Below are 24,328 nucleotides of genomic sequence, written 5' to 3'. Positions count from 1 at the left end.
GCTACCATTTTTTATACTACTTTTAATATTACAACTTGACGTGCGGAATATGGGTGATAAGTGAGGAAGTCAGTTGCCAGAATTATTTGGGTTCCATTTTTGAGACAAATTCTGAACTACATGAACGGATGCACCATTGTTTTTTTTACCAGAGTTTGAATTCGTTTTTTTGAGTATCCTACCAACCGTACTTTTTCCCAAACTATCTACTATTTCAAAACTCTCTGCTTTTTGGTGCATCGCTACAAGTTGTAGCAATTAAATATGCTTCTGAAGCGGGGCTTAACTTGGGTGGCTTACCACTAAGTGGACGCTCTTTTAATGTATTTTCTCAACTTTCGCTACAGAATTGTTTACGAGTTCTCTCAATAGTTGTAATTGATATCTGTAAGGTCTCAGATATTATTTTATCGGTTACCTTCACTAGCCATTAGTAACCTGTGCGCTCTACGAATTGTTCTGGCAGTACTTGAACCTTTTTTGAGCATATCCACTAGTTCTTGTTTTTGTTCTGTTGAAAGATGAACTTTATGCTTCATAATGATTACACCCTGCGATCGCGGTCTGCTGGTGAACTTAAAAGTCCACATGCTCTGATTATCTGAATTATAGGATAAAAACCATCAGAATTAATGGGACGGACCACTAGTAATCTACTTATAGGATGGGTAGGGCAAAATGGAATATGTAGATAGTGCTGGAACTAAATCAGCCTATGCAATGTCCAGAGTGTGCTAGTAAATATATCCGCAAAAATAGAGAGAATAATTTTTACTTATTTTTATTAGTCCTTCGGTGAAGGTAGAAGGCAGAGGACAGGAAGGACGAAAAAAGCTTTTTTAGCTGGCCTGGACCTGAGTGGCTTGAAGACTCCCAGCAAGCAAAATAAGCAAAATATTGGATTTACTGCTTAATGAATGTTTTGCTGAAATTGACAGTCAATTTTTCTCTATACCTCATTCCAATTGATTAATCAACAAATTTAGTAATCTATGTTACAAAAATTAAATTTTGTTCAAGGTAGTTGCTAAATTTTTGCAACAGGGTTATACTTCATTTAGTAGCTACTTCTCTAGCAAAAAAAATTGACAGAGGAGATGGGTGTATCTCTCTGCTGGTTAATGTTCTTGTATTTTCTGCCTCATGGAAGTTTAACAGGCAAAACATGACTAACTTAATTAATGATTTTTGCCTGCCAACTCTACCAAAATCAAGACTTTTGCTAGTTTAAATGATTATTTTACAAACAAAAATTCAGGTGTTGCATCTACCTGCCGATTCTATGTTGATAATTTTCCCGAAAGTTAAATTGTTAACTTGGATAGTTAACCTAGTTCAATACTACTAATGTATCTGGAGCAAGGAAATGGTCTAAATGATATGCACGCTCTTCTGTTTCGAGTAGAATTTTCTCATAGAGATAGCGAGTAGCGCGATCGCCTAAACTTTCAGCTTGTCCAGCAAGACGACGTAATAATTTAATTACATCTTGTTCTGCTTTTAGGTCGTGTTCGACCATAGTACGAGAGTTAAAGCTGCCATCTTCCTCAGGAGTAAAGCAGCACATTTCAGCTAACTTAGCAAAGCTAGCAACTGGAACACCACCCAGACCATTTAGCCGTTCGGCTAATTCATGGACATGATCTCTTACATCATCATAGCTTTCTTTAAAGAAGTCATGTAGTTGGGAGAACTCTGCTCCTTCTACAACAAAATGGTGTTTCTCATATTGGAGGTATAAAGCTTGGAAACTGGCCAAAGCTATATTCATACCCTCACATATAGGTTCGGTAACACTTTTTTCTAATCCAATTGGGTTGTCGGCAATCTCACCAAATGCTTGTACTAGAGTTGCTGTAGTCATATTATTTATTCCTCTGTCAATTAACTTAGTTTAATGCTAGTTATCTAGCTTTTTTATTGGTAATAGTCTTAAGTCTACCACAGTTCATAGGAGAGTCAACCTGAGTCAGGTTCACAGATAAAAGATATTGTGAGTTAACAACTAATTTTTCTCAGACTATTGAGAAAATTTATTAGGTATTGTATACTTACAAATAAGGTTTACTGGTAGAAACATACTCCACTTCCACCAGAGCTTACAAATAAACTTAGTGCTAATATATTTCAATTGTAAAAAAATGAGTACATTCAACCAGAGGCCAGACACCTGTAAAATTTTACAAGCAAGTTGTGTAGATAGATGGCAAGTCTATAGACGCTTACAAGAATTAGATATTGATTGTTGGTGTGAAACACAAAAGCCATTGCAGGTAAATCTAAAAAACGCAAATGAAGCTAACCAACTAGAAAGTGTCTTAAAACAATTTACAGCTCATCGTCACGAATTGGTGCAATTGTTACAAAGTTGTTGGGAGGTTACCTAATATGCTGATTAATACCATGAATTAGATAGGGGCAAAAGTAATGTATTTATCTGTAGAGATACAAAACTTTTATCTAAAGTAATTAAACCTATCCCAAGGCATAGAGATAACCATTAGTAAGTAAAAGCAACCAACAATGTCAAAATTTAAGAAGCATCAGAAAAAATTCAGCCTGGAAGGAAAAGTTCAAGAAGTTACCATCAAAGATGGCTATAAAGTGAAATATGTTCATGTACAGACACCAGCAGGTAATAATTATGTTGTTAAAGTAGCCAAGCGTTTACGACGGAATTTTTCATCAGTATTAATACCAGGTTTAGGGGTGAAAATGACTGGTGAAATGACAGTCTGTCAAAAAACTGGTGAAGAAGAATTAAAAGCTTTTAAGATTGTACCAGATTTTAGCAATAATTCAACAACACCATGCCAAAATCATACTGTGGAATTAATTGATAATTCATCTAGCCCACTAATAGAGCTAAGATTGCCAGAAACTGAGCATATTTGTAGCAAATCTCAAAAAGTAACTGGAGCTAAATGTGCTGGTAAAAAAGCTCAGATTTTGGTATGTCAAAAATCTGATTGTCAAAAACGAGGTGCAGGCAAAGTTTGTCAAGCATTATCTGAAGCAATTAGCGATCAGGGCTTACAAGACCAGGTGACAATCAAGAAAACAGGATGCCTGAAAAAGTGCAAAGCAGGACCAAATATGGTAATTATGCCGAACAAAGCTAAATACAGTCGGATTAGTTCAGCAGAAATTCCCAAAGTTATTGAAAAACACTTCGCCTTGGAAGGATAACACAAAAGTTTCCAGATTTATGGTAGTTTTCTTTAATTCCAATCTCTATTATTGGGGATTGGAAATCTTCTGATGTATACTTATAGGTAAGAATCAGGATAGTATAGTGGTCTGTCAAGATTCAATTTTTGGGTAGCTAGAGAAAAAATTTGCATTTTCAAGTGGCCAAGGAACTTTGATCGAGATATGAAATTGTTGCTCACAAAGACTTAAATATCAAAGGACGAGCTAGTAACCAGATTGGGTAAATCAACCAGTTATATCGCCAGGGGTCAATATCCTGTCTATTTTCACTGTCAAAGCTGTTAGCGAAGCTCCTTTGGGCAAATTATGGCCATAAAATGGTAGCTGTGAATCAAAATGGCATAACGCCAAGATTGCTCAAATTGTCTTGGGTCAGCTCCCAAAAAACTATCAGACAGAATTCATTCTTATCCTCCGGAGCGACATTGTGAAGTTTTACGATCAAAATGCAGCCAGAAATATAAAACACAGTATTGTAGAGCATTCCGTTCTGAGAGCTTTGTGAAGTCCAACGGGATACTGGGACTACGAAGTGAGAAGCTCTCGCTATAATGTAAAGTTAGCGTGGGAGTATGTCACGGAAACTACTAAGTTAATAGTTAAAAGGAAACTGAAAAAGTGTCACAAACTAAGCCAACTATTTTAGTGAGTGGGGGAGCAGGATATATTGGCTCTCATGCAGTTCAAGCTTTACAAAATGCAGGTTATGATGTAGTAATTTTGGATAACCTCGTCTATGGACATCGGGACATTGTAGAAAATGTCCTGAAAGTAGAAATGATTGTTGGGGATACTAGCGATCGCTCCTTATTAGATAAAATTTTTGCTACTCACAATATTGCGGCAGTGATGCACTTTGCTGCATATATTTTTGTAGGCGAATCAGTCAAAGACCCTCAAAAATATTACCACAATAATGTGGTAGGAACCCTAACATTATTGGAAGCAATGTTGGCAGCATCGGTGAAAAAATTTGTCTTCTCTTCGACTGCTGCTATATATGGGGAACCGCAAACCAGTCCTATTCCTGAAGAGCATCCGAAAAATCCGATTAATCCTTATGGTGCAAGTAAGCGGATGGTAGAACAAATACTAGCAGATTTTGAGGTTGCTTATGATTTTAAGTCGGTTTGTTTTCGCTATTTTAATGCAGCGGGCGCCCATCCTAATGGTTTGACTGGAGAAGATCATAATCCGGAAACTCATCTAATTCCGCTAGTATTATTTGCAGCATTGGGTAAGCGAGACTCGATATCAATTTTTGGTACAGACTATGATACTCCTGATGGTACTTGTATTCGCGATTATATTCATGTTTGTGATTTAGCAGATGCTCATGTTTTGGGATTAGAATATTTATTGAATGGTGGTGACAGCGATATCTTTAATTTGGGCAATGGTAATGGTTTTTCAGTGAGAGAAGTGATCGAGACTGTCAAGGAAGTAACTGGTAGAGAGTTTAAGGTTGAGGAGCGCGATCGCCGACCAGGAGATGCACCTATTTTGGTAGGGAGTAGTGAGAAAGTAAGGAGAGTATTAGGTTGGTCTCCGAAATATCCAGAGGTTAAAGAAATTGTTGCTCATGCTTGGCAGTGGCATCAAAAAAGACATGGGAAATGAAAGTTAAAAGTTAAAAGTTAAAAGGCAAAAGTAACAAGAACATAAATAGATTTATTTATGGGATTGCTGAATAAATAGACATCTCCAGAAAAGAGGGAATAGGGAGAAATAAATAATTGATTATTTCTATACGATAATTGATTTTATTTTTTCTTGTTGGAGATGTCTAATAGTAGAAATGAATTTTTTTCCTAACTAGGAAATAGGTCTTATATCATGTCCACCTGTATAGTTTGTGTAAATATAAGGGTGAATATGTACAGGCAATTTAACTTTTTTCGGGGTTTAAATCCTTATTAATTCTTCCTTACCCTTTAGGGATATGAGGGCATGGGGGGGATAAAGAGAGCAAAATTAGGAAAAAGCCTATTTTTAAATATATTTACTCCTCCAAAATATCTATTCAATAGCAGTTACAGAACTTATCTCTTTTGTAAATTTTTATGTTAAGAAAGATGTTTATAAAGCATAGCTTAAAAAGGGGAGAGGCAAGAAAAAGTGCCCCATTAAAAAGCTATCCCTGATAAGGAACTCCTAAAATCCTTTGATGATAGGGAGATGGGGGGGTGTGGGGAGATGGGGAGGTGGGGGGAGTTTAGCCTCTAATTAAATACGTTTACTCTCCTATCATATTCATTGAATGGTAATAAACATAACCTTTTTCTAAAGTCTAAATTTTATGTTAAAAAAGATGTTTATAAAGCATAACTTAAAAAGGGGGATAATGGGGAATAGTAAGTCTGCCTCATCTTTATGATAAATGCTATATTACTTATTACTTAATAACTCAAGTATTGACTAACTATATAATTATTATACCTCTCCAAAAATCAAAAATAAAATCAATTTTTATCCATAAATAATCAACTACTTCTCCCTGTTCCCTGTTCCCTATTCCCTCTTTTCTAGAGATGTCTATTGTTGGGAATTGTTATTAGTCATAGATTATTTTGGCCTTGGTAATTGATGGGATGATTTATTGGTAAGGATGATCCCCCATGGCCCGCATCTAGGTAATAGGGCAACCACAGGAGGTAATCCCCTGCATTTAATTTATGATAAAAAAAAATTAAGATAATCAGAATAAAGCTCAAAAGATGTACTTTGACCGTGTAAGTAAACTACAAAAATCTTATGAGTAATCAAAATATATTTGATAATTTTATATGTGATAATTTCCTCAAATTCTATGAAGACAAGACGTACAAATATCCCACCCTAGTGCGACACAAAAGTACGGTAATTGCCTTTGCTATGGACAATGAAGGACGTATCTGTTACACAGTCCTCGACCTGAGTGACAGTGATGAAAACAAAAGACCAATAGATGTAGAATACTGGTCTAGAAATAATATAGCAATCCCCTGTATATTTGTGTATAAAAATCTTACCGCTTTTAGGGAACAGCGGTGCGACCCCGCGTCGGCGACAGACGCAAGGGAACGCGCACCAAGAGAGGGAACACTTAACTGGGAACAGGTGAGAGTTTCGGTTTTTTTATCTACTTTTTGATTACCCGCAACCTATGCGCGGATTGCTATAGTAGATTTTTCTTTCAACTTCTCCAGGCCGTGAGATAATATTAATGATGATCAAATAAAAATTTAATAGGAAGATTTAATATGGTACAAGGCGATCTATGGATTCCGATAGCAGTTTTAGTAGTAGGCTTTGTCGCTGCTGTAACTATTGGTTCAATTGCTTGGTATAATTCTAAACGTCCTCCTGGTTGGGAAGAGACCCAACGTCCTGATTATATTCCTAAAGTCGATCAGGATGAAAATAGCTAGGCTTAGAGCTATTTTCAGTTCAATAAACTAATTGTAGGGACATTGCGCCAACGTCCCTACAAGCAAAATATATTTTTACATCAATTTAATGCTATTTCTTCTTAACTCCACTGGGGAATTGATCGATTTTAGCTATACCGTAGAATGTAATGTTATCTTTTCCTACTCGTAGTCTATCTACTCGCAGTTGAGTATTTTCTATGGCAAATTTATCTAAGTCTAGTAAATTATTGACATGACTTATTAGAGATTTACCTAAGTCTATAGATTCTTGATTACCATTATATTTGACATTAACAAATTTGATTTTACGTCGCTCTTCCACTTCGATGTTAGCAGTAAAATCAACGTCTATGAGTTGATTTGAACTTCCTACTCCGACTTGAGTGTTTAGTCTTAAGGCTCTATCTTCAGTAATAGTCATTTGAGTGTTTTGGAAATGTAGGGGTTGTCCCTGATATTGGAGCCTTTGGAGTTTCTCTACCACAAATGGGGTATTGAAAGAAGTGGTCAAATCTGACTCAGTTAATACTGTCCTCATAGTGGCCTGGATAGGCTGCTTGAGTTTTACTTTACCTGTAAAAATTGCACTGAAGTCTATCGATATAGCTTGTAGGTAAAGTTCCATGACTTCGATGCGAAGGCCATTATACATCTGCATTCCTTTGCCTATGAAATCAAACCCATCCAGACTACCCTGTAAGAGTTTGGCCACTGGCTCGGCGCGGACATTGGCTTCGACTTGATCGGAGCTTTTAAACAGGGCTGCAATTGCTGCTCCTGCTACCTTGCTTACTAGGCGATCGCCACTTTGATTTTGCATTGGTGTACTCGTAAACAATGCCGTCACCATAATTTTTCAATATGTACCTTCCCGGATATTATAACCATTTTGTGAAGAATTGTAAAATTTACTTGTACTTATGTAAACAATAAGATTTATCTCAAGATTGGTTGAAGACCGGCGCTCTCCCGTTTCGGCTGTCGCCGACATGAAAGGCGGAGCCGGCGTTGGTGAATTAAGGTATGATTTGAGAAAAGAGCGATATAGCTGCCGCTAGGCTCCGCCAACGCTAATTAGGCAGAAAAATTATGGAATGTCCAAATGGGTCAATCAACTCATATCAATTTATCCTTATATGGGAAAAAATTAAAAAATGGGAATGTTATTTTTATGTTACAGATGGATGGAAAGTATATGCCAATTTTATTCATGATGGGGATCAAATTATCAGCAAAACCTATATGACCAAAGTAGAAGGAGAAAATACTAGACTTCGGCACTATCTTGCCAGATTACATCGAAGGACTCTTTGCTACTCAAAATCTCTAGAGATGTTAAAGCATTCAATTCGCTTACTGATTCATTATCTTAAATTTTTGGATGTTCCAGTTTCTTATAGATATTCACAGCGATCGCTCTTTTCTCAAATCATACCCTAATTCACCAACGCCAGGAGTAATAGTTCCACCTTTGCGTTTACGAACACCGCCTTTTTCCCCATTATCAAAGTGCAAAGCACGACAGAAATAAGCAGGTCTAGTTATTACTCGAAAAACACAATAAGTAATGTTAACATAACCTTTCCAACCCCTATTAGGTAGTGCATCAGCAAAGTGTGGGATAAGTAATTAGATCATTCCAGTTCCAAGGAGCGATATAGCTGCCGCACTTGCTCCGCCAACGCCAACCCCGATCTTTGGGCAGCAGTATTGTCCTTGCGACTATGAACCCAAATCCAATTAAAGTAGGCGATATAGCTGCCGCACTGGCTCCGCCAACGCTAACCTGAGTGTTACTTCTGTTTGCTGCCAGACCTTACCAAACTTATTCTGTCGGTATCGGCCACCGACCTATCTGCTGTCGGACAATTCCATTAGTTCGTTCTAATTGCTGGGTCTGGTCTTTACCGATGATATGTTCTACATCTGAAGGTACAACTCGTTCATACCCACCCCAATCATCTGTATACCAATTTTTACAGCTAGTTTTTCCTTCTGTATTGGCTATTAATTCTGCGATGAATTCATCAGTATGTTTGCCGAATCTAGTCGCCAAAATTAATCCACGTTCTGGATGCTTGAGTCATGCCAATCCAACAATCTCCTTGTGTCATTTCATTTGCCTGAGAGTGTTTTTGTTTTTTTGGACGAATGACCAAAACTCATCACTACTGATTTGTGAGGTTTCAATATCTTGGACATGAGCATTATGAATCATCTGTCCTTTTTGAGAGGCAGCTCTCACCAAACTGACTACTGTATTATAGGCAAGATTAACTGTGCGACTAATTCCTCTTAAACTACTACCCTCAACATGAGCCTGCAAAACCATCCGCATTTGTTCAGGTTGAACTTGTCTGCGATAGTAGATAGTGTCGAAAGTGTCACTGAAAGTTTGCAAGCATTCAGGACAATAATATCGTTGACTTCCTTTGCTAGTTTTTCCATGACACGCGAGTTTTGTGATGGCCACATAGAGGACATTCCATGGTTATAGAAAGTATTTAGGGACAATAGTTATATTACCATTCCCACACTTTCTTGATGCACTACCCCCTATTATCACAGTTTTTTCTGGGAGTTACCCCATAGCTAACAAACTCGCTTGCAGCTAAAGCAATCCCATCCACTGCATGAGATTCTGGCACAGTAGCTCTTTTATCTTTGATTTTCTCTAATCCTAAATGTATGTTGGCGAATTTGACTGGTTCCGTTCTTGTTTTTTTTGCCAGCCATAAACGGTTTTAACTGGGGCAATAGATTTGAGTTTTTCTACACACCAATTTTGTCTAACCTAGTTCATAAACAATGGTAGTAATAGGGAAAACTTTAGACAATTCTGTTATTATTCTAATTTCCATTTCCCTTGAAGCCCGAATAGATGGAGCTAGTTTACTTTTTTTGCAACGATTATCAAATCGCTTTTGCCTATGGGAATGGTGGTTAAAAGGTACTTTCCTGTCAATTTTCCTGCCCCGTCGCACCTGACGTTGCAATGCTTGACCTCTGACGTTTTTGATAACTTTTCCCCGTTTAATAACAGCAGAGCCAAGTCGTTCTTTAACACGCTCGAAAGGCAAAACCAAATGAGCAGTATAAAGGGTAAATTTAGCAGACTGTACTGCCTTTCCCGTATAGTTTTTGCCAGGGTAACAGCCAATCGCTATTTTCTGGGTTTCGCGACGCGATGGCTCGGCCACCAAGCGAACGTAATACAAACCCGCATCGTTCCAGTGGGAAGTTGCTTTTCCTTGTTTAACCCAAAAACGCGCTCGCGATGCTTTTGTTGGCATTGCAGGGGAGCCATCGGGATTTTGGACAGGTACTCGAAGCATAAGAGATAATCCTTTTCGAGAAAGTTGTGTGTCCCTAAGACCACCAAAAGCGTTGTGTCCTGCAATAACGCAGTGCCTTTACCCAAAAAGGCCAACAGATAATCCAAACTAGGGAAACATTTGGAAGTGTTATTGCTTTTGGCTTATGGTCTAGCCAATTCTTAGTTAAGCGTTGGGTCGATCAAGCTGCGTGGCTTGAGCCCGCAGAAGTTGACGAGGTGTGCCTTGGACACAAGCATCAGTTAATAAAGTCCCAGTCAGGTCAGTCTGTTCTAGTAAAGCACAGAGCAAATTTGCTCTTTGTAAGTTTGTACCTCGGAGTATCGCTCCACTCAGATTAGCCTCTTCTAAATCTGCCTGAGATAAGTCTGCACCAGAAAGATTCGCACTACTAAACTCTGCTTGAAACAAATTTGCCCTCATCAAATTCACTCCTCGTAAGTCAGCTCCACGAAAATCAAGGCCACTGAGGTCCAAATCATTCAAGATAGCTCCATTTAAGAAGGCTCCTGCAAAGCTAGCTTCCCTAAGTTGAGCATCGATGAAAATAGCACCTCGTAGATCTGCATTACGAAAGTCTGCCCCTCTCAAGTCGGCACCAGTAAAGTCTATACCCCGAAGATTAGCTCTCAGTTTTGCTCTCTGTAGATTTGCACCAGCAAAATTAGCTCCAACCAAGTTGGCTTGGTAGAAATCTGCTTCAGGGAGCATGGCCCCTGTTAAATCTGTACCTGGAAGGTGAGCATTTGCCAGAATTTTAATTTTACCAACTCTAATGGCTGAAATGTCAAGAGATAATGATTCATTCATAGTTATGTTAAAAAATCTGGTTATCAGGTGTGGGGTTTGGAGAGCGATAAAAACCCGTGCCTTTTAGGCCGGGGATACATGAACTCCCTAATGTAAAAATAGATAACATAAGATTACCTGATATTTATCATTAATTTTTTTTAGTTATATTAAGAAATATTAATGTTACTTTGTATATAGTTATAAAATAATCCCATAAATTTACGTTACCAATCCCAACTTTGATTTGATTGTTTAGTATTGCAATGTCTATAATCGTAGGTACTAGAATTTACAGTGTTTCTAATTCCCACTCTAAATTATATCAGCTTGAGAGTTGGTGTAAGAATACATTGAAATATGCCGATCATGTAGTGATTGCTACAAATGATCGACTTTTTAACGAAATTAGCCAAATTGTTTCTGGTTTTGAAAATCAAGTTTCTCCCCTCTTAATACATCCTTGGACGGGATTTACTCATCCACTAAATGCAATTGTAGTTGAAGCTAATTTTCAGGGAGCCCACAAACTTCTACTTCAAAGTCTAGAAGTTTATGTCTCATCAAAAGATGTGGAAAAATTAAATGCTTATCTGACTTCAGATACTCTGGTTGTTGGGGCCAAAATGATTTCAAATCATGGAGCAGATAGAGTTGGAGTTCAACCTATAGATGGCATGAACTCTCCTTGGAATACTCTCGCGTTGTGGAATTTATCAAAATTAAACGTGACAGGTTTTCTAGGAATTTCTAGCGGACTGATCAAGGATATACCTGGTGGAATGGAAGAAGTCAGCACTATTTCCTTATTACAACAACTTTACCCTAATGAAGCCCGTGCTAAGTTGATTGCATTATCAGACCTAAAGTGGATAACTAACTGGAGGTGCGAAAAACGCAAAAATTTCCATGAAGAAAAGATGAATTCAAAATTTCTGAGAGCAGAAAGGCAACTGGAATACTCCAAGATTAAACGCGGATATGTAACAGTATTGCCTGAATAAATTTATTAGGCCAAAATAATTGGCATTGCATAAATGCGAGATAATTTTAATAGTTTTATGGAATGGGTATCTTGCCCGTTCCTTATATATATTATTTTCCGATAGTTAGAATGCCAGTCCCATTTACAGCTCTTTCCGTTGTTATGAGGTACACCCACGCGGGCAAGATGTCCGCAATACAAGATTGTCATCATTTACCCCCTACCTCATGTGCTGTATATTCATCCCTTAATTGAATAACGCCTTGGGTCAAAATAATTTTTTTCAAGAAAAAAAACATAAAGTGATGAATAAAAAATGCTTTATAAATTGGTCAGGCCAATATCAATGCCAACCCACTTCTGTGCATTACCCTGCTTCAACTGAAGAAATTAGAGATATTGTTTGCCAAGCAATACAACGGAAAACAAAAATCAGAGTATTTGGTTCAGGACATTCTCCCAGCGATATTGCTATGAGCGATCGCGATTTGATTTGTAGCGATCGTTTAAATCAAATCCTCAAGATTGACTCAGATAGTCAAACTGTTGTGGCTCAAGCAGGAGTGACTATAAAAAAGTTGAGTCAAAACCTAGCCAAACATGGACTAGCTTGGCCTAATCTAGGTTCAATTTCCGATCAAACCATAGGCGGTGCAATCGCAACGGCAACTCATGGTACAGGATTAAATTATGGCATACTCTCAACAATTATTCAGGAAATAACACTGGTAACAGGTTTAGGGGAAATTCTCAAAATCTCCCTCAATGAAAATTCTGAACTCTTAAATGTAGTTAGATGCCATATCGGGAGTTTAGGAGTAGTGACAGAACTAAAATTACAAGTCACTCAAGAATTTGACCTAGAAGTACGAGAAAAACCAGAAACTCTAGAAAATGTATTGGAGAAACTACCAGAAAGCCTGCAAGCTGACCACTATCGTTTTTGGTATTTACCCCATGCAGATCGGGTGTGGGAGTGGAGCGCAACTCGCAAACCACCTGGAGAAACTGCTTTGAGACAAAATTTTTGCCAACGCTTCCAGAGTTGGTATCAAGAAAAACTTATTGGTTACTATACTTTTGAATTTCTGTTATATTTAGCCACTTATAACCCTGGTTTGATAGCTTCTATCAATCGTTGGTATGTGCAACAAATGTTTAGCAAGTCAAAACAGTCACGAGGGAACAGTGTCAGTCAATTTAATTTTAATTGTCTATTTAAACAGCAGGTTAATGAGTGGGCTATTCCTATAGAACATACATCTGAAGCTATATTTAAAATTCGCCAGATGATTCAAGAAAAAAACTATCAAGTTCATCTGCCAATTGAGGTACGCTTTGTCAAAGGAGATGATATTTGGTTAAGTCCTTGTCAAGGTAGAGATAGTTGTTATATTGGAGTAATTACTTATATGCCTTATGGTAAATTGGTTGATTGTCAAGGATATTTTAAAGATTATGAAAAAATTATGGCAAATTTAGACGGTCGCCCCCATTGGGCTAAAAGATTTGGGCCTGATGCTGAGAAACTAGAAAAGAGTTATCCCTACTGGAATGACTTTCAAAAAGTCCGTTATCGACTCGATCCAGATAATCTGTTTAGTAATTCCTATAGCGATCGCGTCCTTGGAAAACCTCAAAAATTTGTTTTCTCATAACTCTTAAGAAAAATTTTTTTCAGGTCAGCGTTTCTACTCATATCATGTCTGTTGCTATCGGAGCGTGTAAAAGTTGGGGAAATATCTACCGCATATAAGTAAAATTTTTCCTTCTCTTAAAGCTTCTTCCTTACTTTTCTATACAAAACCGATGCTACCGGAAATGATATCACTTGAAATTATAGTTGGTTGAATATGTTAACAGATATTTTAGTTATTGGTACAGGAGAATATGTCACAGGTTTTGTTGGTGGAGCAGCAGCTAATTCGGATAAAGGTGCTGGTGTTGTAGCCTTGGTACTTTTCGACCTCCGAAGTCGTGGAAAAGTAAACAAAATTTCCCTATGTGGACGAGATGGAAAACGTTTTCCAGGCATTCGTCATCATTTTGTCGAACAAATTAGTTCTCGGTATCAGGGAATAGATGTTTCAGTCCATACTTTTCCTGATGATAATGAGTATGATTCCCAAGCTTATCAAACTGCTATTGAAAAGATGAAGCCAGGTAGTGGGGTAATTATTGTTACTCCTGATGATACCCACTTTGATATTGCTATGACTGCTATTCGTCAGCGAATGCACGTTTTAGTTGCTAAACCTTTAGTCAAAACTCAAGCAGAACATCAGAAATTAATTGAAGTTGGAAAGGAATATAATGTACTGGTAGCAATAGAAATGCACAAAAGGTTTGACCCCATGTACTCTGACGCTCGCGATCGCGCTCGCAGTTATGGAGATTTTAGTTATATGAATAGCTATATGAGTCAGCCGAGAAGTCAATTGAATACTTTTGGGAAATGGGCAGGACGCTCTTCTGACATTAGCTACTATTTGAACTCTCATCATATAGATTTATTAGAGTGGATAATAGGCGATAGAGCTAGACCTATCCAAGTTAATGCTTTAGCTGCTACGGGAGTCGCCAAAAAAGAGTTAGGCATTGATACTGAAGATACTATTACCCTAATGGTTCAGTGGGAAAATATTGAGAGTGGGAATTTAGGAATTTCGATTCATACGGCATCATGGATTGCCCCTAAATCTGACGTTCATTCTCAACAACGTTTTTTTTACATGGGTAATCAAGGGGAGTTACAAATTGACCAGGCTCATCGTGGTTATACCACGGCAACAGTATCAGGGGAATATGCTAGTATCAACCCTCTATTTATGAAATATGAACCTTCTGATGGTAAATTTGCTGGACAGGGAACTTATGGTTATCAAAGTATAGAAAGATTTGTGGATGCAGTTGCTAGAATCAATGAGGGAAAAGCTGAACCGAAGGATTTTGACAATAATCTCGCGACTGCTACACGAACTCTCCAGACAACAGCGATTCTTGAAACTGGTCGTATAAGTTTAGATAATGGTGGTTCACCTATCAAGATTAGTTTCTAATTTTAGAGGACTAACTACGGCTTTTACTATATACTTGCGAAAACTCAAAAAAATCCAAAGAGTGAAGAAGCACTAAATTAAAATGATGTTTATTCAAGTATCGGTGTTGGTGATTTTGGCTATGATTTTTTGGAGATGTCTAATACTTGAAAAGATAATGATAAAAGATAAAAAAATACAACGTTGCTTATTTTGGCTATAATTTTTCTTGAAATAGCGATTACCTAACTTGTAATTCAAAAGCATTTTATATTTTACAAATTTAGATTTCAGAGTTTGATTCACTAAGGCTAAGGCTAGAAATACATTACTTTATCATGAAAAAAATAAGGACTTCTAATGATTAATGCTAGATAATTTAACTGTTCTATTTTTAAGTTCTCTGGCAGGTATTCTGGTGGGATTTTCCAAAACGGGAGTACCAGGTGCAGGCATATTGATAGTGCCAATTATGGCAAGTATTTTTCCTGCCAAACAATCCGTTGGGGTATTACTGCCGATGTTGGTCTGTGCCGACCTATTAGCTGTCTGGTACTATAAGCGTCACGCCAATAAAACTGAACTTTTACGTTTGTTGCCTGGTTGTTTAGTGGGTATGTTTATTGGGTTTCGCCTTCTTGCACAAGTCAATAGTGAAAACTTGAAACCCGTTTTGGGGATTTTGGTACTAACTTTATTGGTTTTGGAATGGCTTCGCTATCGGCTAGATTTCCATTGGATTGCCAAACACAGTTTATCCCCTGTTATTTTTGGTACACTGGCTGGTTTTGCCACCACTATTGGTAACGCTGCTGGTCCAATTATAAGTATTTTTTTAGTTAGTCGAGGATTTTCAAAACATAAGTTTATCGGTACTGCGGCTTGGTTTTTTTTGATTGTTAATATAGCTAAGTTACCCCTCTTCTATAAACTGAATCTGATTACCCATCAAACTTTAGTATTTGATTTGTTTATGTTACCGTCTATTGGGATTGGTATATTTGCAGGGATTAAGCTGCTACCTAAAATTCCACAGAATTTCTTCAATCAATTTGTTTATGTGATATCAGGTCTTGCTGCTTTTCAACTTCTCGGAATTTTATAAAGATGACTCTAATGGGTAAAAATACAATAGTCGAAAAATACAACAAATATGCAAGTTACGAAAGCAAAAGATGGCAAGATTTAGCAGCACAAAACGTCAATAGTTGGCCTGATGTTTGGGAAAAATCAGTAGAACAATACTCTCACCGACCAATTGTTTATGAAGTCGGTTCTACATATCCTTGGAGTTATCAAGAACTTGATCGCGCAGCCGATAAAATTGCAGAATGGGCGATTTCCTTAAATCAACAATACATCGGAGTTCACCAAAACAACAGTGCTATTTTCCTAGCTACAGTTTTGGGACTCGCTAAAGCAGGAGTTGTGGCAGTTTTATTTAATATCAGAGAATCAGCTCAAAAGTTATCAACTTTAGCCCAGAACTCAGGAATCAAAATTGCTATCGGTAAACCTATCCCATCAGTAGAAACTTATGACCCTAATTTAATTCTCGAACGTCCCTGGTCAGGTCAAATCTCAGCTAAACACCGTTGTCAAGTTACACTTGATGATCCAGTTGTAATTATTTTTACTAGCGGAACCAGTGGTCGTAGTAAACCGGCACTATTTAGTCATCGTCGGATGATTGGAGCAGGAATTGCTTGGTCATTGCGAACGGGGATGTCTTCTGACAGTAAGTGTTATATCACTTTACCTCTGTATCATGGAAATGGGTTAGCTGTGGCTTTTTCTAGTTGTGTAGAGGCGGGAGCTTGTGCTGTAGTTCGCGATCGCTTTTCGGTTCGCGCCTTTCTGAGCGATGTGCGAACCTACAATTGTGATTCAGTTGTTTATATTGGCGAACTCTGGCGTTATCTGAACCAGAGTCTGAAACAACCCGATGATGCTAAAAATCCTCTGCGGGTTATTTTTGGCAATGGTTTAACTGCTCCGCTCTGGGAGCAGGTAATTGAAAGATTTGGAATTGAGAAAGTAGTCGAACATTACGGCGCAACAGAAATGCCAGCTTCAGCTCTGACCAATTGGACGGGAAAAGCAGGTTATTGTGGTTTTATTCCCCCAGACCATCCTGATGCTAGCAATATAGTATTAGTTGATGAGCAATTAAAAGTTGTTGCACCAGGAGAAGCAGGAGAAGCTCTGTTGCGGGTTCCAGGGAATATCTACCGAGGTTATCTTGACCCAAAACTAGATGAGAATAAAGTCTGGAGAAATTTATTTGAACCCGGTGACTTGTGGTGGCGTTCTGGAGATTTACTATGTCGAGATACTGAAGGTTTTTTTACATTTGTTGAACGAATGGGCGACAGCTTTCGTTGGAAAGGAGAAAATGTTTCTTGTGTGGAAGTCGAGGAAGCAATTCTATTGACGGGTAAAGTTCGAGAAGTAGTTGTTTATGGCGTTCCAATTCCTGGTGAATCGGGTAAAGTAGGGATGGCATCTATTTTACCGATAGAGTGTTTAGAGGAAGGTGAAACTCTTAATGATTTCTTAGGTCACTTGCAAGAACTGTTACCTCCCTATGGCATTCCACACATTATTCGATTAGTCGAGCAACATCACAAAACAACTTCTACAATGAAGATTATCAAAGCTCATCTACAGGCTGAGGGGTTTAAGCAAATTGAAAAATATCCACATTTTATATTACATCAGGGTCGGTATGTTCGGCTGACCAGCGATTTCTTCTCAGCACTAGAGTCAGGAACGTTAACTCTAGGTTTTCGGTGAATAATATTAATAGACATCTCCAGAAAAGAGGGAGTAGGGAGCAGGGAGTAGGGAGAAAGAATTGATTATTTATGTGGGATAATTGATTTTATTTTTTTTTATTGGAGATATCTAATGAGGTTGAAATCCTTGTACAATTGAGGCTAAAACCTAGTTTTTGGAGAGGTATAATAGTAGTAGTAAATATGTCATGAAGGAAATTTTATTCCCCTGAAAAAACGAGGAATTATACCAAATCCGGTTATAAAAAGTACCTTTTTGAAATTCCTCTCTCTTACCCTCATTATAAGACTCCCGTGTAAACCGGATTTAGTATTACATTGTGATAAAGGAGTTGATGTTGAAAGTTGTAAAACCCGTTTATAATGTTGTAAAACCCGTTTATAATGGTGAAATAGCAACAAAATGGAAGGTACTCATAGGTATTGGGATGGGTGTGTTCATGTTTGGCTTAGAGGTCAACATTGTCAACCTTGCCCTTCCCGAATTAGTAAAATCGCTCCACACCAATTTTAGTACCATTCAATGGGTAGTTTTAAGTTATCTGCTGATGCTTACCGTAATGGTTCTGTTTGCGGCACGGTTGGGGGATATCTGGAGTAAGAAACGATTATACTTGGGTGGATTGATTCTCTTTACAATCGCTTCCCTACTGTGTGGACTAGCACAAACAGTCGGCTTTTTAATTGCTTGGCGGGCATTTCAAGGATTAGGGGCGGTGTTCATGTCAGCCCTCTTTCCAGCGATTATTACAGAAGCGTTCCCAACAGAAGAGCGCGGACAAGGTTTAGGTATTGTCGCTTGGATTTTCAACCTAGGAATTGCCCTTGGTCCAACAGTAGGAGGACTGTTGATGGCTTTGTCGAACTGGCGCTTAATCTTTTTGGTCAACGTGCCCCTGGGTTTAATTGCCAGTTTAATTGTCGCACTGGTCGTACCCTCTTCTGGAAATGACAGAGTGACCTCGCAACCTGACATCTCTAATTGTTCAGTTCAGCAAAGCATTGATTTTGCCCAAACTCAAAGGGAAAATCCACTGGGTAAATTTGATGTGCTTGGAGGATTGCTGGTGACCTTAGCATTAATTTGCTTCGCATTCGACATGACTCTATTTCAAAGAGAAGGGTTTGGCTCGTCAAAAGAATTAGTAATCTTGGCGATCGCTACTATTGCCTTAACCTGTTTTTTAATAACAGAAACCCGTAGCAAAAATCCAATGATAGATTTAAAAATATTTCGTTCCCTACAGTTTAGCCTCAACTTATTGTTAAATTTAATCTTCTATATCGTCTTAGGTGCAGTAATTTTTGTTCTGCCTTTTTTCCTAGAGTCTGTTAAAGAGTATCCTACCCAACAGGCGGGGCTGTTGATGGCAGTCATACCAACTTTATCAGGGCCGGCTGCATTTGTGGCCGGCACTTTATCCGACCGCTTTGGTTCCCGTACGATCAGTTTAATCGGGCTTATGTTAATAGTGGGAGGGTGTTTGAGTCTCAGTACAATAAGCAGCGAACTAACTTGGTTGGGTTATATAATGCGAGTCGTACCATTTGGACTCGGAGTAGGGATATTCATATCGCCTAATAATAGTGCTGTGATGGGGGCAGTACCCCAAGAAAACTTAGGCATTGGTTCAGGTTTGCTGTCTTTGTCCCGAACCTTAGGACAGATAATAGGTTTGCCGCTTATGGGCGCCATGCTGTCAATTTTTACGAAGACTGTCAGCACTGTAGAGATGTCAAATGAAGCATCTCCGTTGAGTAGAGATATTGCTAATGCGCCCCCTGAGATTTTGGTTGAGGGAATGCAGACGAGTTTTCGCGTTGTGGGGATTATTTTGATCGTGTCCGTCATCCTTGTGAGCGTACTTTGGTGGCTCGAACATGAGAAAGAGCATTAATGCATAGTAATTGGTCTAAATCATTAGATATCCGAAATTATTGCTATCCTTTAGTTTCAGCCACAATATTATACCAAGCCTGATAAGTGTTTGTTACAAATGGTAGAAGCAAGAAAGAAGGAAGAAGCAAGAAGGAAGAAGGGGTAAATATTAGACATTTCCAGAAAAGATGGAGTAGGGAGTAGGGAGCAGGGAGCAGGGAGAAAGAATTGATGATTTATGTGGGATAATTGATTTGATTTTTTATTATTGGAGATGTCTATTGAAAAAAATGGGAAAACGATCGAGATAACTATCTAAAATGAATTGAAGCAGCTATTTTTCAGCAGATCTGACCAAGAACTACCTTTTTGTAGCATTCTTTTTTCAAAGTGGTATTAACTCCTACAAAAATCGCAAGTCAATCCCTTCCCAATTCATGATTACGGCATCAATAATATTAATTTAATCCAGATAGCCTGGCTGTAATTGTATTATCATTAGATTGTGGGCGTTGCTGAAATATAATGGTCAGTAGCTAAAGGTAAAATCTGAAAACATATTTTTTTCGTTGATACTTACAGCAGATTTCGGGCAAATGATGTACAGAGTAAATGGTGAAAACATTGTAGTGCGGGCATCTTGCCCGCAAGAGTTTACCTCATAACTTCGGAAACTGCTGTAATTTAACTCCCCTGGCGGGAAGTCCCGCGCTCTCTTGAAAAGGAGCGTCGTATGGGAAAGCCAGGGTCAACAGTCTGATACCTCCACAAATAAAACGTTCCGATCTCCTTGACAAGCAGGAGGTATTTTATTATGATACGGAGATATTCACGATCTAAAAGATCAAAAAACACAGGGGGAGGACATCGCCTCTGTCAAAACAGCGGTTAGGGTTTCCCTGACTGAAGAATTCCACGTTTTCGCGTAAGCGCAACGTCGGGAGTATGTCAAAAATCATTACCATTGAGCAACGCCTGCTAACCTCTAGATCGAAATAAAGGAATTAATGTACTGATGTTTTTGCACTAACAGCTTCTTCTAACCAGACATTAGGTAATTGACTTGGCCTTTGAGGTAATTCCATCAAACCCATTTCTGTTAATCGAATCACATTACTCAAAGTTTCTACTAAGGTAGGGTCAAAATAAGTGCCACTGCGATCGCTACACTTTTCTAGCGCTTCTCCTAAACTAAGAGCAGCACGTTTACCTCGTGGTTGTGTCAGTTCTTGGAAGTAAGAGACTAAACTAATAATACGAGATTCTATAGGTATTTCTTCTGCCCTGAGACCATCTGGTTTACCACTACCATCCCAGTATTCCAAGTGATGAGCAATAATTTTAGTGACAGGTGCTAACTCTGGCATTGCTGTTAATAACTGAGACCCAAGTACACTCTGTTCCTGCCAAAAATTTAAACTTTTATCGTCTAATTCATCAGGTGTTTTAGTAAATACTTCTTTTGGTGCGGAAACTAATCCGACTCGAAACAATAATCCTGCTAACCGCAAACGTCGCAATTTCAGGGTTGGTAAATCTAACATTTGTCCTAAAGTTTCAGATAAAGCTGCTACTTGTAGAGATGCGATAGGGTTTGTTTCATCTTGCTCATCTACTTTCTGTGCCATTCGTAAAAATGCCTGCAACTTGTTGGCATTGAGGTTGCGACTCACTCGTAATGCTTGACCTTCTAGTTCCCAAAGTTCCCTTGTTTGTCTATTTATGGCAATCATTTGTTCCTGAGTTGTTTGCAGGTAAGAAACTATTCTAGAAACTACATCACTCATATCTGTGGGTGCTACACCTTCAGTCTTGAGAATTTCCTGATGTTGTTTTTGAATTGTATCTGCTAGTGCAGGATTATAGGGGCGACATCTTTCTGTAAGTATTTCTGCTGCTTTTGCCACTAAGTTTCGATCGAAAGTCCATAAACCGTAGAATTTTCTTTCTATATCTACAGTTGGTTTACCGTGGGGTAAATATTCATCTTCAGACAGTTCATGGCAAAGTACCATAGCTCTATAAGTTGGAGCGAGTATGATTAAATTCCATTCATTAACCAAACTATCGGTTGTTTCAAGATTAACTAAAGAGACATTTTCTAACTTACTTGTAGGATGTTTAGATAATCCACTATCTGGTACTGCACCAATCATTACATGACAGCTACATTGAGCTAGTTGTTGATAACGGTCTGCTTCTTGCAGATACCATTTTCCTTGTTGAAATGTTACTAAAACTAATGGTTTTGCTTCGGGTTGTATATTGCAAGTTTGTAATATATGGTCTTCTAAAGCATGACATAGAGCTACTAATGTATTTTTGAAATAAACTCCATAACTAGAGGGGAGTTTTCCTTCCGGACTGGCTTCTTTAAGTTGATTTAAAGTTGCTTCTGGATTCATTTTATTAAATGATGATTATTTTATATATTTTATTTGTATTTTATCTTTAGTAAGCATTAAGCTTTTAGCAATCAGCTATTAGCAAATAATGGATAATTCTTGATTAACGTTAAAGGAGTGTACTTTGGTAGTAACTTTTAATTCTATCTCAATTTATCAATTGCTTTTACCGAAAAATTAAGGTTGAAAGCCTCTCCTTTCAAGGAAAACAAAACAAAAAAATTCCTTTTAATCAATCCTGTTATTTTTAAGAAGAGGTAATTATTAATTATTAATTATTAATTATTGTACTCCCCTCTCATCAATAGCTGATAACGCAGTTCCTCTGCAAGAGGCTAGCTAATAGCTGATGGTTGAATGCTTACTTATCTTTATGCTTAACCTTTGTATTAAGGCGATAACATTCCTCCTATTTATACATACTTTCATGATTTTGTCAAGTATTATCAAGTTTTTATGTGGCAAAAAAAGTGGTAAAATATATCCTAATATATAATTTAGGTATACAATTATGACAGTTTATCAAGACAGGGAAGCATTTATTCCTTATTCTCGGCGAGATATCATAGAACTTTGTATTAAAGATGGTAAATTACCTGAATATTCTCTACAAAAATTTAGAGATTTTTGTTCGATTTTATTGGCATATTATCATTTCAAATTACATAAAACACTCGAAATACTAAAGAAAAATTATGCGCCTTTTAATCCAGATGCTAATACTAAATATATTGTTGATTATTCTGACTCAGAACTCGCCACAATGAAAACTAAAGTAGTTCAGAGTTTTGCAGAAATTCTAGAAAAAGGTAATTATTATCCAATATCTAAGGCTAGTTTAGAACGTGCTTTTCAGGAAATGTCACTGATAGAATTGAAAACAGATATTGATTTTGATGATTTTGAAGAAATGGTATGTTACTGTCGGGGAGATATTTATCAGACATATAGTTTTAAGAGATTTTTCCGAAAAATTGAAAAGAAAATTGATATTTTTGAAAGAGTGGCTTTATTAATTAAGTGTAAGGAGAAAAAAGATGGTCATACTTCTGATAATTCTCTGGAAGATCCTCATTTAATTCCTAGCAAAATCTATATTTCTCTCTACAAAAATATCCCTAAAAATGATATAGAATTTTTATTTCCTAATGTAAAAATTAGCATGACTTTGAAAGATCGTCTGATGTTAGTAGTACCTGCTATTGGTGCAGCAGTACCTATTGCCTTGAAAATTTTACCCCAACTTTTACTAATTATTGGTGTAATTGTATTTTTGGTTTTTGGTCCTTCTTCTGTAGAACAATTAAAGTTACGAGCTAATCCGGAAGATGTCAAAAATATGACAGGTCTTTTATTAGCTTCATTATCTTTATTGGTAACTTTAGGAGGATTTTGTTTTAAGCAGTATAGTCAATACAAAACTAAACAGATTAAGTTTCAAAAACAGGTGACAGAAACTTTATTTTTCAAAAATATTGCTAATAATGCGGGTGTATTTCAAACTTTAGTTGATGATGCTGAAGAGGAGGAATGTAAAGAAATTATCTTGGTTTATTATCACTTGCTCACCAGTAATACATCCCTAACTCCAGAACAATTGGATGACAAAATTGAAGTTTGGATGGAGGAAAATTTTGATACAAAAATTGATTTTGATATCAATGGACCTTTGAATAATCTGACAAAAATTCAGGGCAAGATACTCAGAGATGGTGAAGATGAGGATGAGGTTTCAGAGATACCATTATTAACTTATGATGAAAATGGTTGTTGTCAAGTTTTGCCACTAGATGATGCAAAACAATTAATAGATTATATCTGGGATAATGCGTTTCATTATGCTTAGACTTCTTGCAGAAGTCAGGGAATAGGGAATAGGGAATAGGGAATAGGGGGGATGAAATTGTTGATTCTATATCTTTAATAAGGGAATAGGGAATAGGGAATAGGGAGTAGGGAATAGGGAGTAGGGAATAGGAATTCTAAATAGGTTGTAAGATTTGATAGTAGGGGTTTGGTTTTCAAATCCCATTTATGCTAGGCTTTGGAGACCAAACCCCTACAGTTTTCTGTAAAAAATTATTTAAAATTACTATAATAATTAATAACTGATAATTGAGGTAATTTATGGAAGCTGTTTTGGTAGTTTTAGTAGCTTGGGCATTAAGCTAAGACGCATTTAAAATGCGTCTTAGCAAGTCAGAAGTCAGAAGTCAGAAGTAATAAGATTTTTCTCTTAAGCAAGGCACATAACAATAAGTCGTTTAAATGCACAACAGCTTATCAAAAATTACTGACTCTTTGTGGGACACTGCCATGGATAATGGATAATGGATAATTAATAACTGATAATAGAGGTGATTTATGGAAGCTGGTTTAGTAGGTTTAGCCGGTTGGGGATTATCAAAAATTGCCGATTCTTTGTGGGATACTGCCATTGATAATTGATAATGGATAATTAATAACTGAATAA

Annotated in this window: 19 protein-coding genes and 2 pseudogenes; 13 read left to right on the top strand and 8 right to left on the bottom strand. The window is 37.5% G+C overall.

The window, feature by feature from the left end:
* Positions 1-69 precede the first annotated feature (69 nt).
* On the bottom strand, positions 70-258 hold the full coding sequence (locus ACP6PM_RS04410; RefSeq protein ID WP_426582199.1) for a hypothetical protein: 189 nt from the start codon (positions 256-258) through the stop codon (positions 70-72).
* A gap of 1,072 nt (positions 259-1,330) precedes the next feature.
* On the bottom strand, positions 1,331-1,864 hold the full coding sequence (gene dpsA / locus ACP6PM_RS04405) for a DNA starvation/stress protection protein DpsA (RefSeq protein ID WP_426582197.1): 534 nt from the start codon (positions 1,862-1,864) through the stop codon (positions 1,331-1,333).
* A 277-nt stretch (positions 1,865-2,141) separates the two neighbouring features.
* Here dpsA and ACP6PM_RS04400 point away from each other — a divergent pair, with 277 nt between their 5' ends.
* From ACP6PM_RS04400 to psb35, 5 genes are all read left to right on the top strand, one after another.
* Positions 2,142-2,387 carry an Asr1405/Asl0597 family protein gene (locus tag ACP6PM_RS04400; protein ID WP_426582195.1) on the top strand — a complete coding sequence of 82 codons (246 nt, stop codon included), beginning with the start codon at positions 2,142-2,144 and terminating at the stop codon, positions 2,385-2,387.
* Positions 2,388-2,523: 136 nt separating this feature from the next.
* Positions 2,524-3,189 carry a (2Fe-2S) ferredoxin domain-containing protein gene (locus ACP6PM_RS04395; RefSeq protein WP_426582193.1) on the top strand — a complete coding sequence of 222 codons (666 nt, stop codon included), beginning with the start codon at positions 2,524-2,526 and terminating at the stop codon, positions 3,187-3,189.
* A gap of 642 nt (positions 3,190-3,831) precedes the next feature.
* Positions 3,832-4,833: a UDP-glucose 4-epimerase GalE gene (galE, locus tag ACP6PM_RS04390; RefSeq protein WP_426582191.1), complete on the top strand. Its 1,002-nt coding sequence runs from the start codon at positions 3,832-3,834 to the stop codon at positions 4,831-4,833.
* Positions 4,834-5,967: 1,134 nt separating this feature from the next.
* Complete coding sequence (locus ACP6PM_RS04385) at positions 5,968-6,345, top strand: hypothetical protein (protein WP_426582189.1); 378 nt, start codon at positions 5,968-5,970, stop codon at positions 6,343-6,345.
* Between the two features lie 110 nt (positions 6,346-6,455).
* Positions 6,456-6,623 carry a photosystem II assembly protein Psb35 gene (gene psb35, locus ACP6PM_RS04380; protein ID WP_426582187.1) on the top strand — a complete coding sequence of 56 codons (168 nt, stop codon included), beginning with the start codon at positions 6,456-6,458 and terminating at the stop codon, positions 6,621-6,623.
* A gap of 91 nt (positions 6,624-6,714) precedes the next feature.
* Here psb35 and ACP6PM_RS04375 read toward each other — a convergent pair whose 3' ends face one another.
* Positions 6,715-7,476 (bottom strand): LmeA family phospholipid-binding protein, encoded by a 762-nt coding sequence (locus tag ACP6PM_RS04375; protein WP_426582185.1) that lies wholly within the window; start codon positions 7,474-7,476, stop codon positions 6,715-6,717.
* A gap of 302 nt (positions 7,477-7,778) precedes the next feature.
* Between ACP6PM_RS04375 and ACP6PM_RS04370 the strand changes: the two are divergent.
* Positions 7,779-8,066: pseudogene (locus ACP6PM_RS04370) on the top strand (IS1 family transposase); the annotation flags it as partial.
* A 166-nt stretch (positions 8,067-8,232) separates the two neighbouring features.
* On the opposite strand, the pseudogene ACP6PM_RS04365 reads toward ACP6PM_RS04370, so the two are convergent.
* The 3 genes and pseudogenes from ACP6PM_RS04365 to ACP6PM_RS04355 all read right to left on the bottom strand — a co-directional run bounded on the left by ACP6PM_RS04365 (position 8,233) and on the right by ACP6PM_RS04355 (position 10,771).
* Positions 8,233-9,130 (bottom strand): annotated as a pseudogene (locus tag ACP6PM_RS04365) (IS1 family transposase).
* 285 nt (positions 9,131-9,415) lie between these two features.
* Entirely contained in the window at positions 9,416-9,961 is a 546-nt protein-coding gene (locus tag ACP6PM_RS04360; protein ID WP_426582183.1) for an RRXRR domain-containing protein, read from the bottom strand.
* A 165-nt stretch (positions 9,962-10,126) separates the two neighbouring features.
* Positions 10,127-10,771 carry a pentapeptide repeat-containing protein gene (locus tag ACP6PM_RS04355; RefSeq protein WP_426582181.1) on the bottom strand — a complete coding sequence of 215 codons (645 nt, stop codon included), beginning with the start codon at positions 10,769-10,771 and terminating at the stop codon, positions 10,127-10,129.
* Positions 10,772-11,016: 245 nt separating this feature from the next.
* Between ACP6PM_RS04355 and ACP6PM_RS04350 the strand changes: the two genes are divergently transcribed.
* The 6 genes from ACP6PM_RS04350 (at position 11,017) to ACP6PM_RS04325 (ending at position 19,469) form a co-directional block, all read left to right on the top strand.
* The gene (locus ACP6PM_RS04350; RefSeq protein WP_426582180.1) at positions 11,017-11,754 is read left to right on the top strand and encodes a hypothetical protein; all 738 of its coding nucleotides are present in this window, start codon (positions 11,017-11,019) and stop codon (positions 11,752-11,754) included.
* A gap of 286 nt (positions 11,755-12,040) precedes the next feature.
* Positions 12,041-13,393 (top strand): D-arabinono-1,4-lactone oxidase, encoded by a 1,353-nt coding sequence (locus tag ACP6PM_RS04345; RefSeq protein ID WP_426582201.1) that lies wholly within the window; start codon positions 12,041-12,043, stop codon positions 13,391-13,393.
* A 195-nt stretch (positions 13,394-13,588) separates the two neighbouring features.
* Positions 13,589-14,794, top strand: a complete 1,206-nt coding sequence (locus ACP6PM_RS04340) for a Gfo/Idh/MocA family protein (protein WP_426582178.1) — start codon at positions 13,589-13,591, stop codon at positions 14,792-14,794.
* A 346-nt stretch (positions 14,795-15,140) separates the two neighbouring features.
* Positions 15,141-15,878 (top strand): sulfite exporter TauE/SafE family protein, encoded by a 738-nt coding sequence (locus tag ACP6PM_RS04335; RefSeq protein WP_426582176.1) that lies wholly within the window; start codon positions 15,141-15,143, stop codon positions 15,876-15,878.
* Positions 15,879-15,889: 11 nt separating this feature from the next.
* Positions 15,890-17,569, top strand: a complete 1,680-nt coding sequence (locus tag ACP6PM_RS04330) for an AMP-binding protein (RefSeq protein WP_426582174.1) — start codon at positions 15,890-15,892, stop codon at positions 17,567-17,569.
* A gap of 337 nt (positions 17,570-17,906) precedes the next feature.
* Positions 17,907-19,469 carry an MFS transporter gene (locus ACP6PM_RS04325; protein ID WP_426582172.1) on the top strand — a complete coding sequence of 521 codons (1,563 nt, stop codon included), beginning with the start codon at positions 17,907-17,909 and terminating at the stop codon, positions 19,467-19,469.
* 985 nt (positions 19,470-20,454) lie between these two features.
* On the opposite strand, the gene ACP6PM_RS04320 is transcribed toward ACP6PM_RS04325, so the two are convergent.
* Positions 20,455-21,855 carry an HD domain-containing phosphohydrolase gene (locus ACP6PM_RS04320; protein ID WP_426582170.1) on the bottom strand — a complete coding sequence of 467 codons (1,401 nt, stop codon included), beginning with the start codon at positions 21,853-21,855 and terminating at the stop codon, positions 20,455-20,457.
* Between the two features lie 511 nt (positions 21,856-22,366).
* On the opposite strand from ACP6PM_RS04320, the gene ACP6PM_RS04315 reads away from it, so the two are divergent.
* Positions 22,367-23,701: a TMEM143 family protein gene (locus ACP6PM_RS04315; RefSeq protein WP_426582168.1), complete on the top strand. Its 1,335-nt coding sequence runs from the start codon at positions 22,367-22,369 to the stop codon at positions 23,699-23,701.
* A 418-nt stretch (positions 23,702-24,119) separates the two neighbouring features.
* On the opposite strand, the gene ACP6PM_RS04310 is transcribed toward ACP6PM_RS04315, so the two are convergent.
* Positions 24,120-24,328: hypothetical protein (locus tag ACP6PM_RS04310; RefSeq protein WP_426582166.1), on the bottom strand; the 209-nt coding region annotated here is incomplete at its 5' end.

It is taken from the genome of Dapis brunnea BLCC-M229, assembly GCF_050015995.1.
Taxonomy (GTDB): Bacteria; Cyanobacteriota; Cyanobacteriia; order Cyanobacteriales; family Microcoleaceae; genus Trichodesmium.
The sequence above is the reverse complement of the archived record's forward strand: the minus strand, read 5'-3'. Positions and strand labels throughout refer to the sequence as shown.

Coding starts and splice junctions, on each gene's coding strand:
- dpsA (WP_426582197.1), bottom strand. CDS start 1,864: ATGACTACAGCAACTCTAGTACAAGCATTTGGTGAGATTGCCGACAAC.
- ACP6PM_RS04330 (WP_426582174.1), top strand. CDS start 15,890: ATGGGTAAAAATACAATAGTCGAAAAATACAACAAATATGCAAGTTAC.
- ACP6PM_RS04345 (WP_426582201.1), top strand. CDS start 12,041: ATGAATAAAAAATGCTTTATAAATTGGTCAGGCCAATATCAATGCCAA.
- ACP6PM_RS04325 (WP_426582172.1), top strand. CDS start 17,907: ATGTTGAAAGTTGTAAAACCCGTTTATAATGTTGTAAAACCCGTTTAT.
- ACP6PM_RS04320 (WP_426582170.1), bottom strand. CDS start 21,855: ATGAATCCAGAAGCAACTTTAAATCAACTTAAAGAAGCCAGTCCGGAA.
- ACP6PM_RS04360 (WP_426582183.1), bottom strand. CDS start 9,961: ATGCTTCGAGTACCTGTCCAAAATCCCGATGGCTCCCCTGCAATGCCA.
- ACP6PM_RS04395 (WP_426582193.1), top strand. CDS start 2,524: ATGTCAAAATTTAAGAAGCATCAGAAAAAATTCAGCCTGGAAGGAAAA.
- psb35 (WP_426582187.1), top strand. CDS start 6,456: ATGGTACAAGGCGATCTATGGATTCCGATAGCAGTTTTAGTAGTAGGC.
- ACP6PM_RS04340 (WP_426582178.1), top strand. CDS start 13,589: ATGTTAACAGATATTTTAGTTATTGGTACAGGAGAATATGTCACAGGT.
- ACP6PM_RS04385 (WP_426582189.1), top strand. CDS start 5,968: ATGAGTAATCAAAATATATTTGATAATTTTATATGTGATAATTTCCTC.
- ACP6PM_RS04400 (WP_426582195.1), top strand. CDS start 2,142: ATGAGTACATTCAACCAGAGGCCAGACACCTGTAAAATTTTACAAGCA.
- ACP6PM_RS04355 (WP_426582181.1), bottom strand. CDS start 10,771: ATGAATGAATCATTATCTCTTGACATTTCAGCCATTAGAGTTGGTAAA.
- ACP6PM_RS04375 (WP_426582185.1), bottom strand. CDS start 7,476: ATGGTGACGGCATTGTTTACGAGTACACCAATGCAAAATCAAAGTGGC.
- ACP6PM_RS04350 (WP_426582180.1), top strand. CDS start 11,017: ATGTCTATAATCGTAGGTACTAGAATTTACAGTGTTTCTAATTCCCAC.
- ACP6PM_RS04315 (WP_426582168.1), top strand. CDS start 22,367: ATGACAGTTTATCAAGACAGGGAAGCATTTATTCCTTATTCTCGGCGA.
- ACP6PM_RS04335 (WP_426582176.1), top strand. CDS start 15,141: ATGCTAGATAATTTAACTGTTCTATTTTTAAGTTCTCTGGCAGGTATT.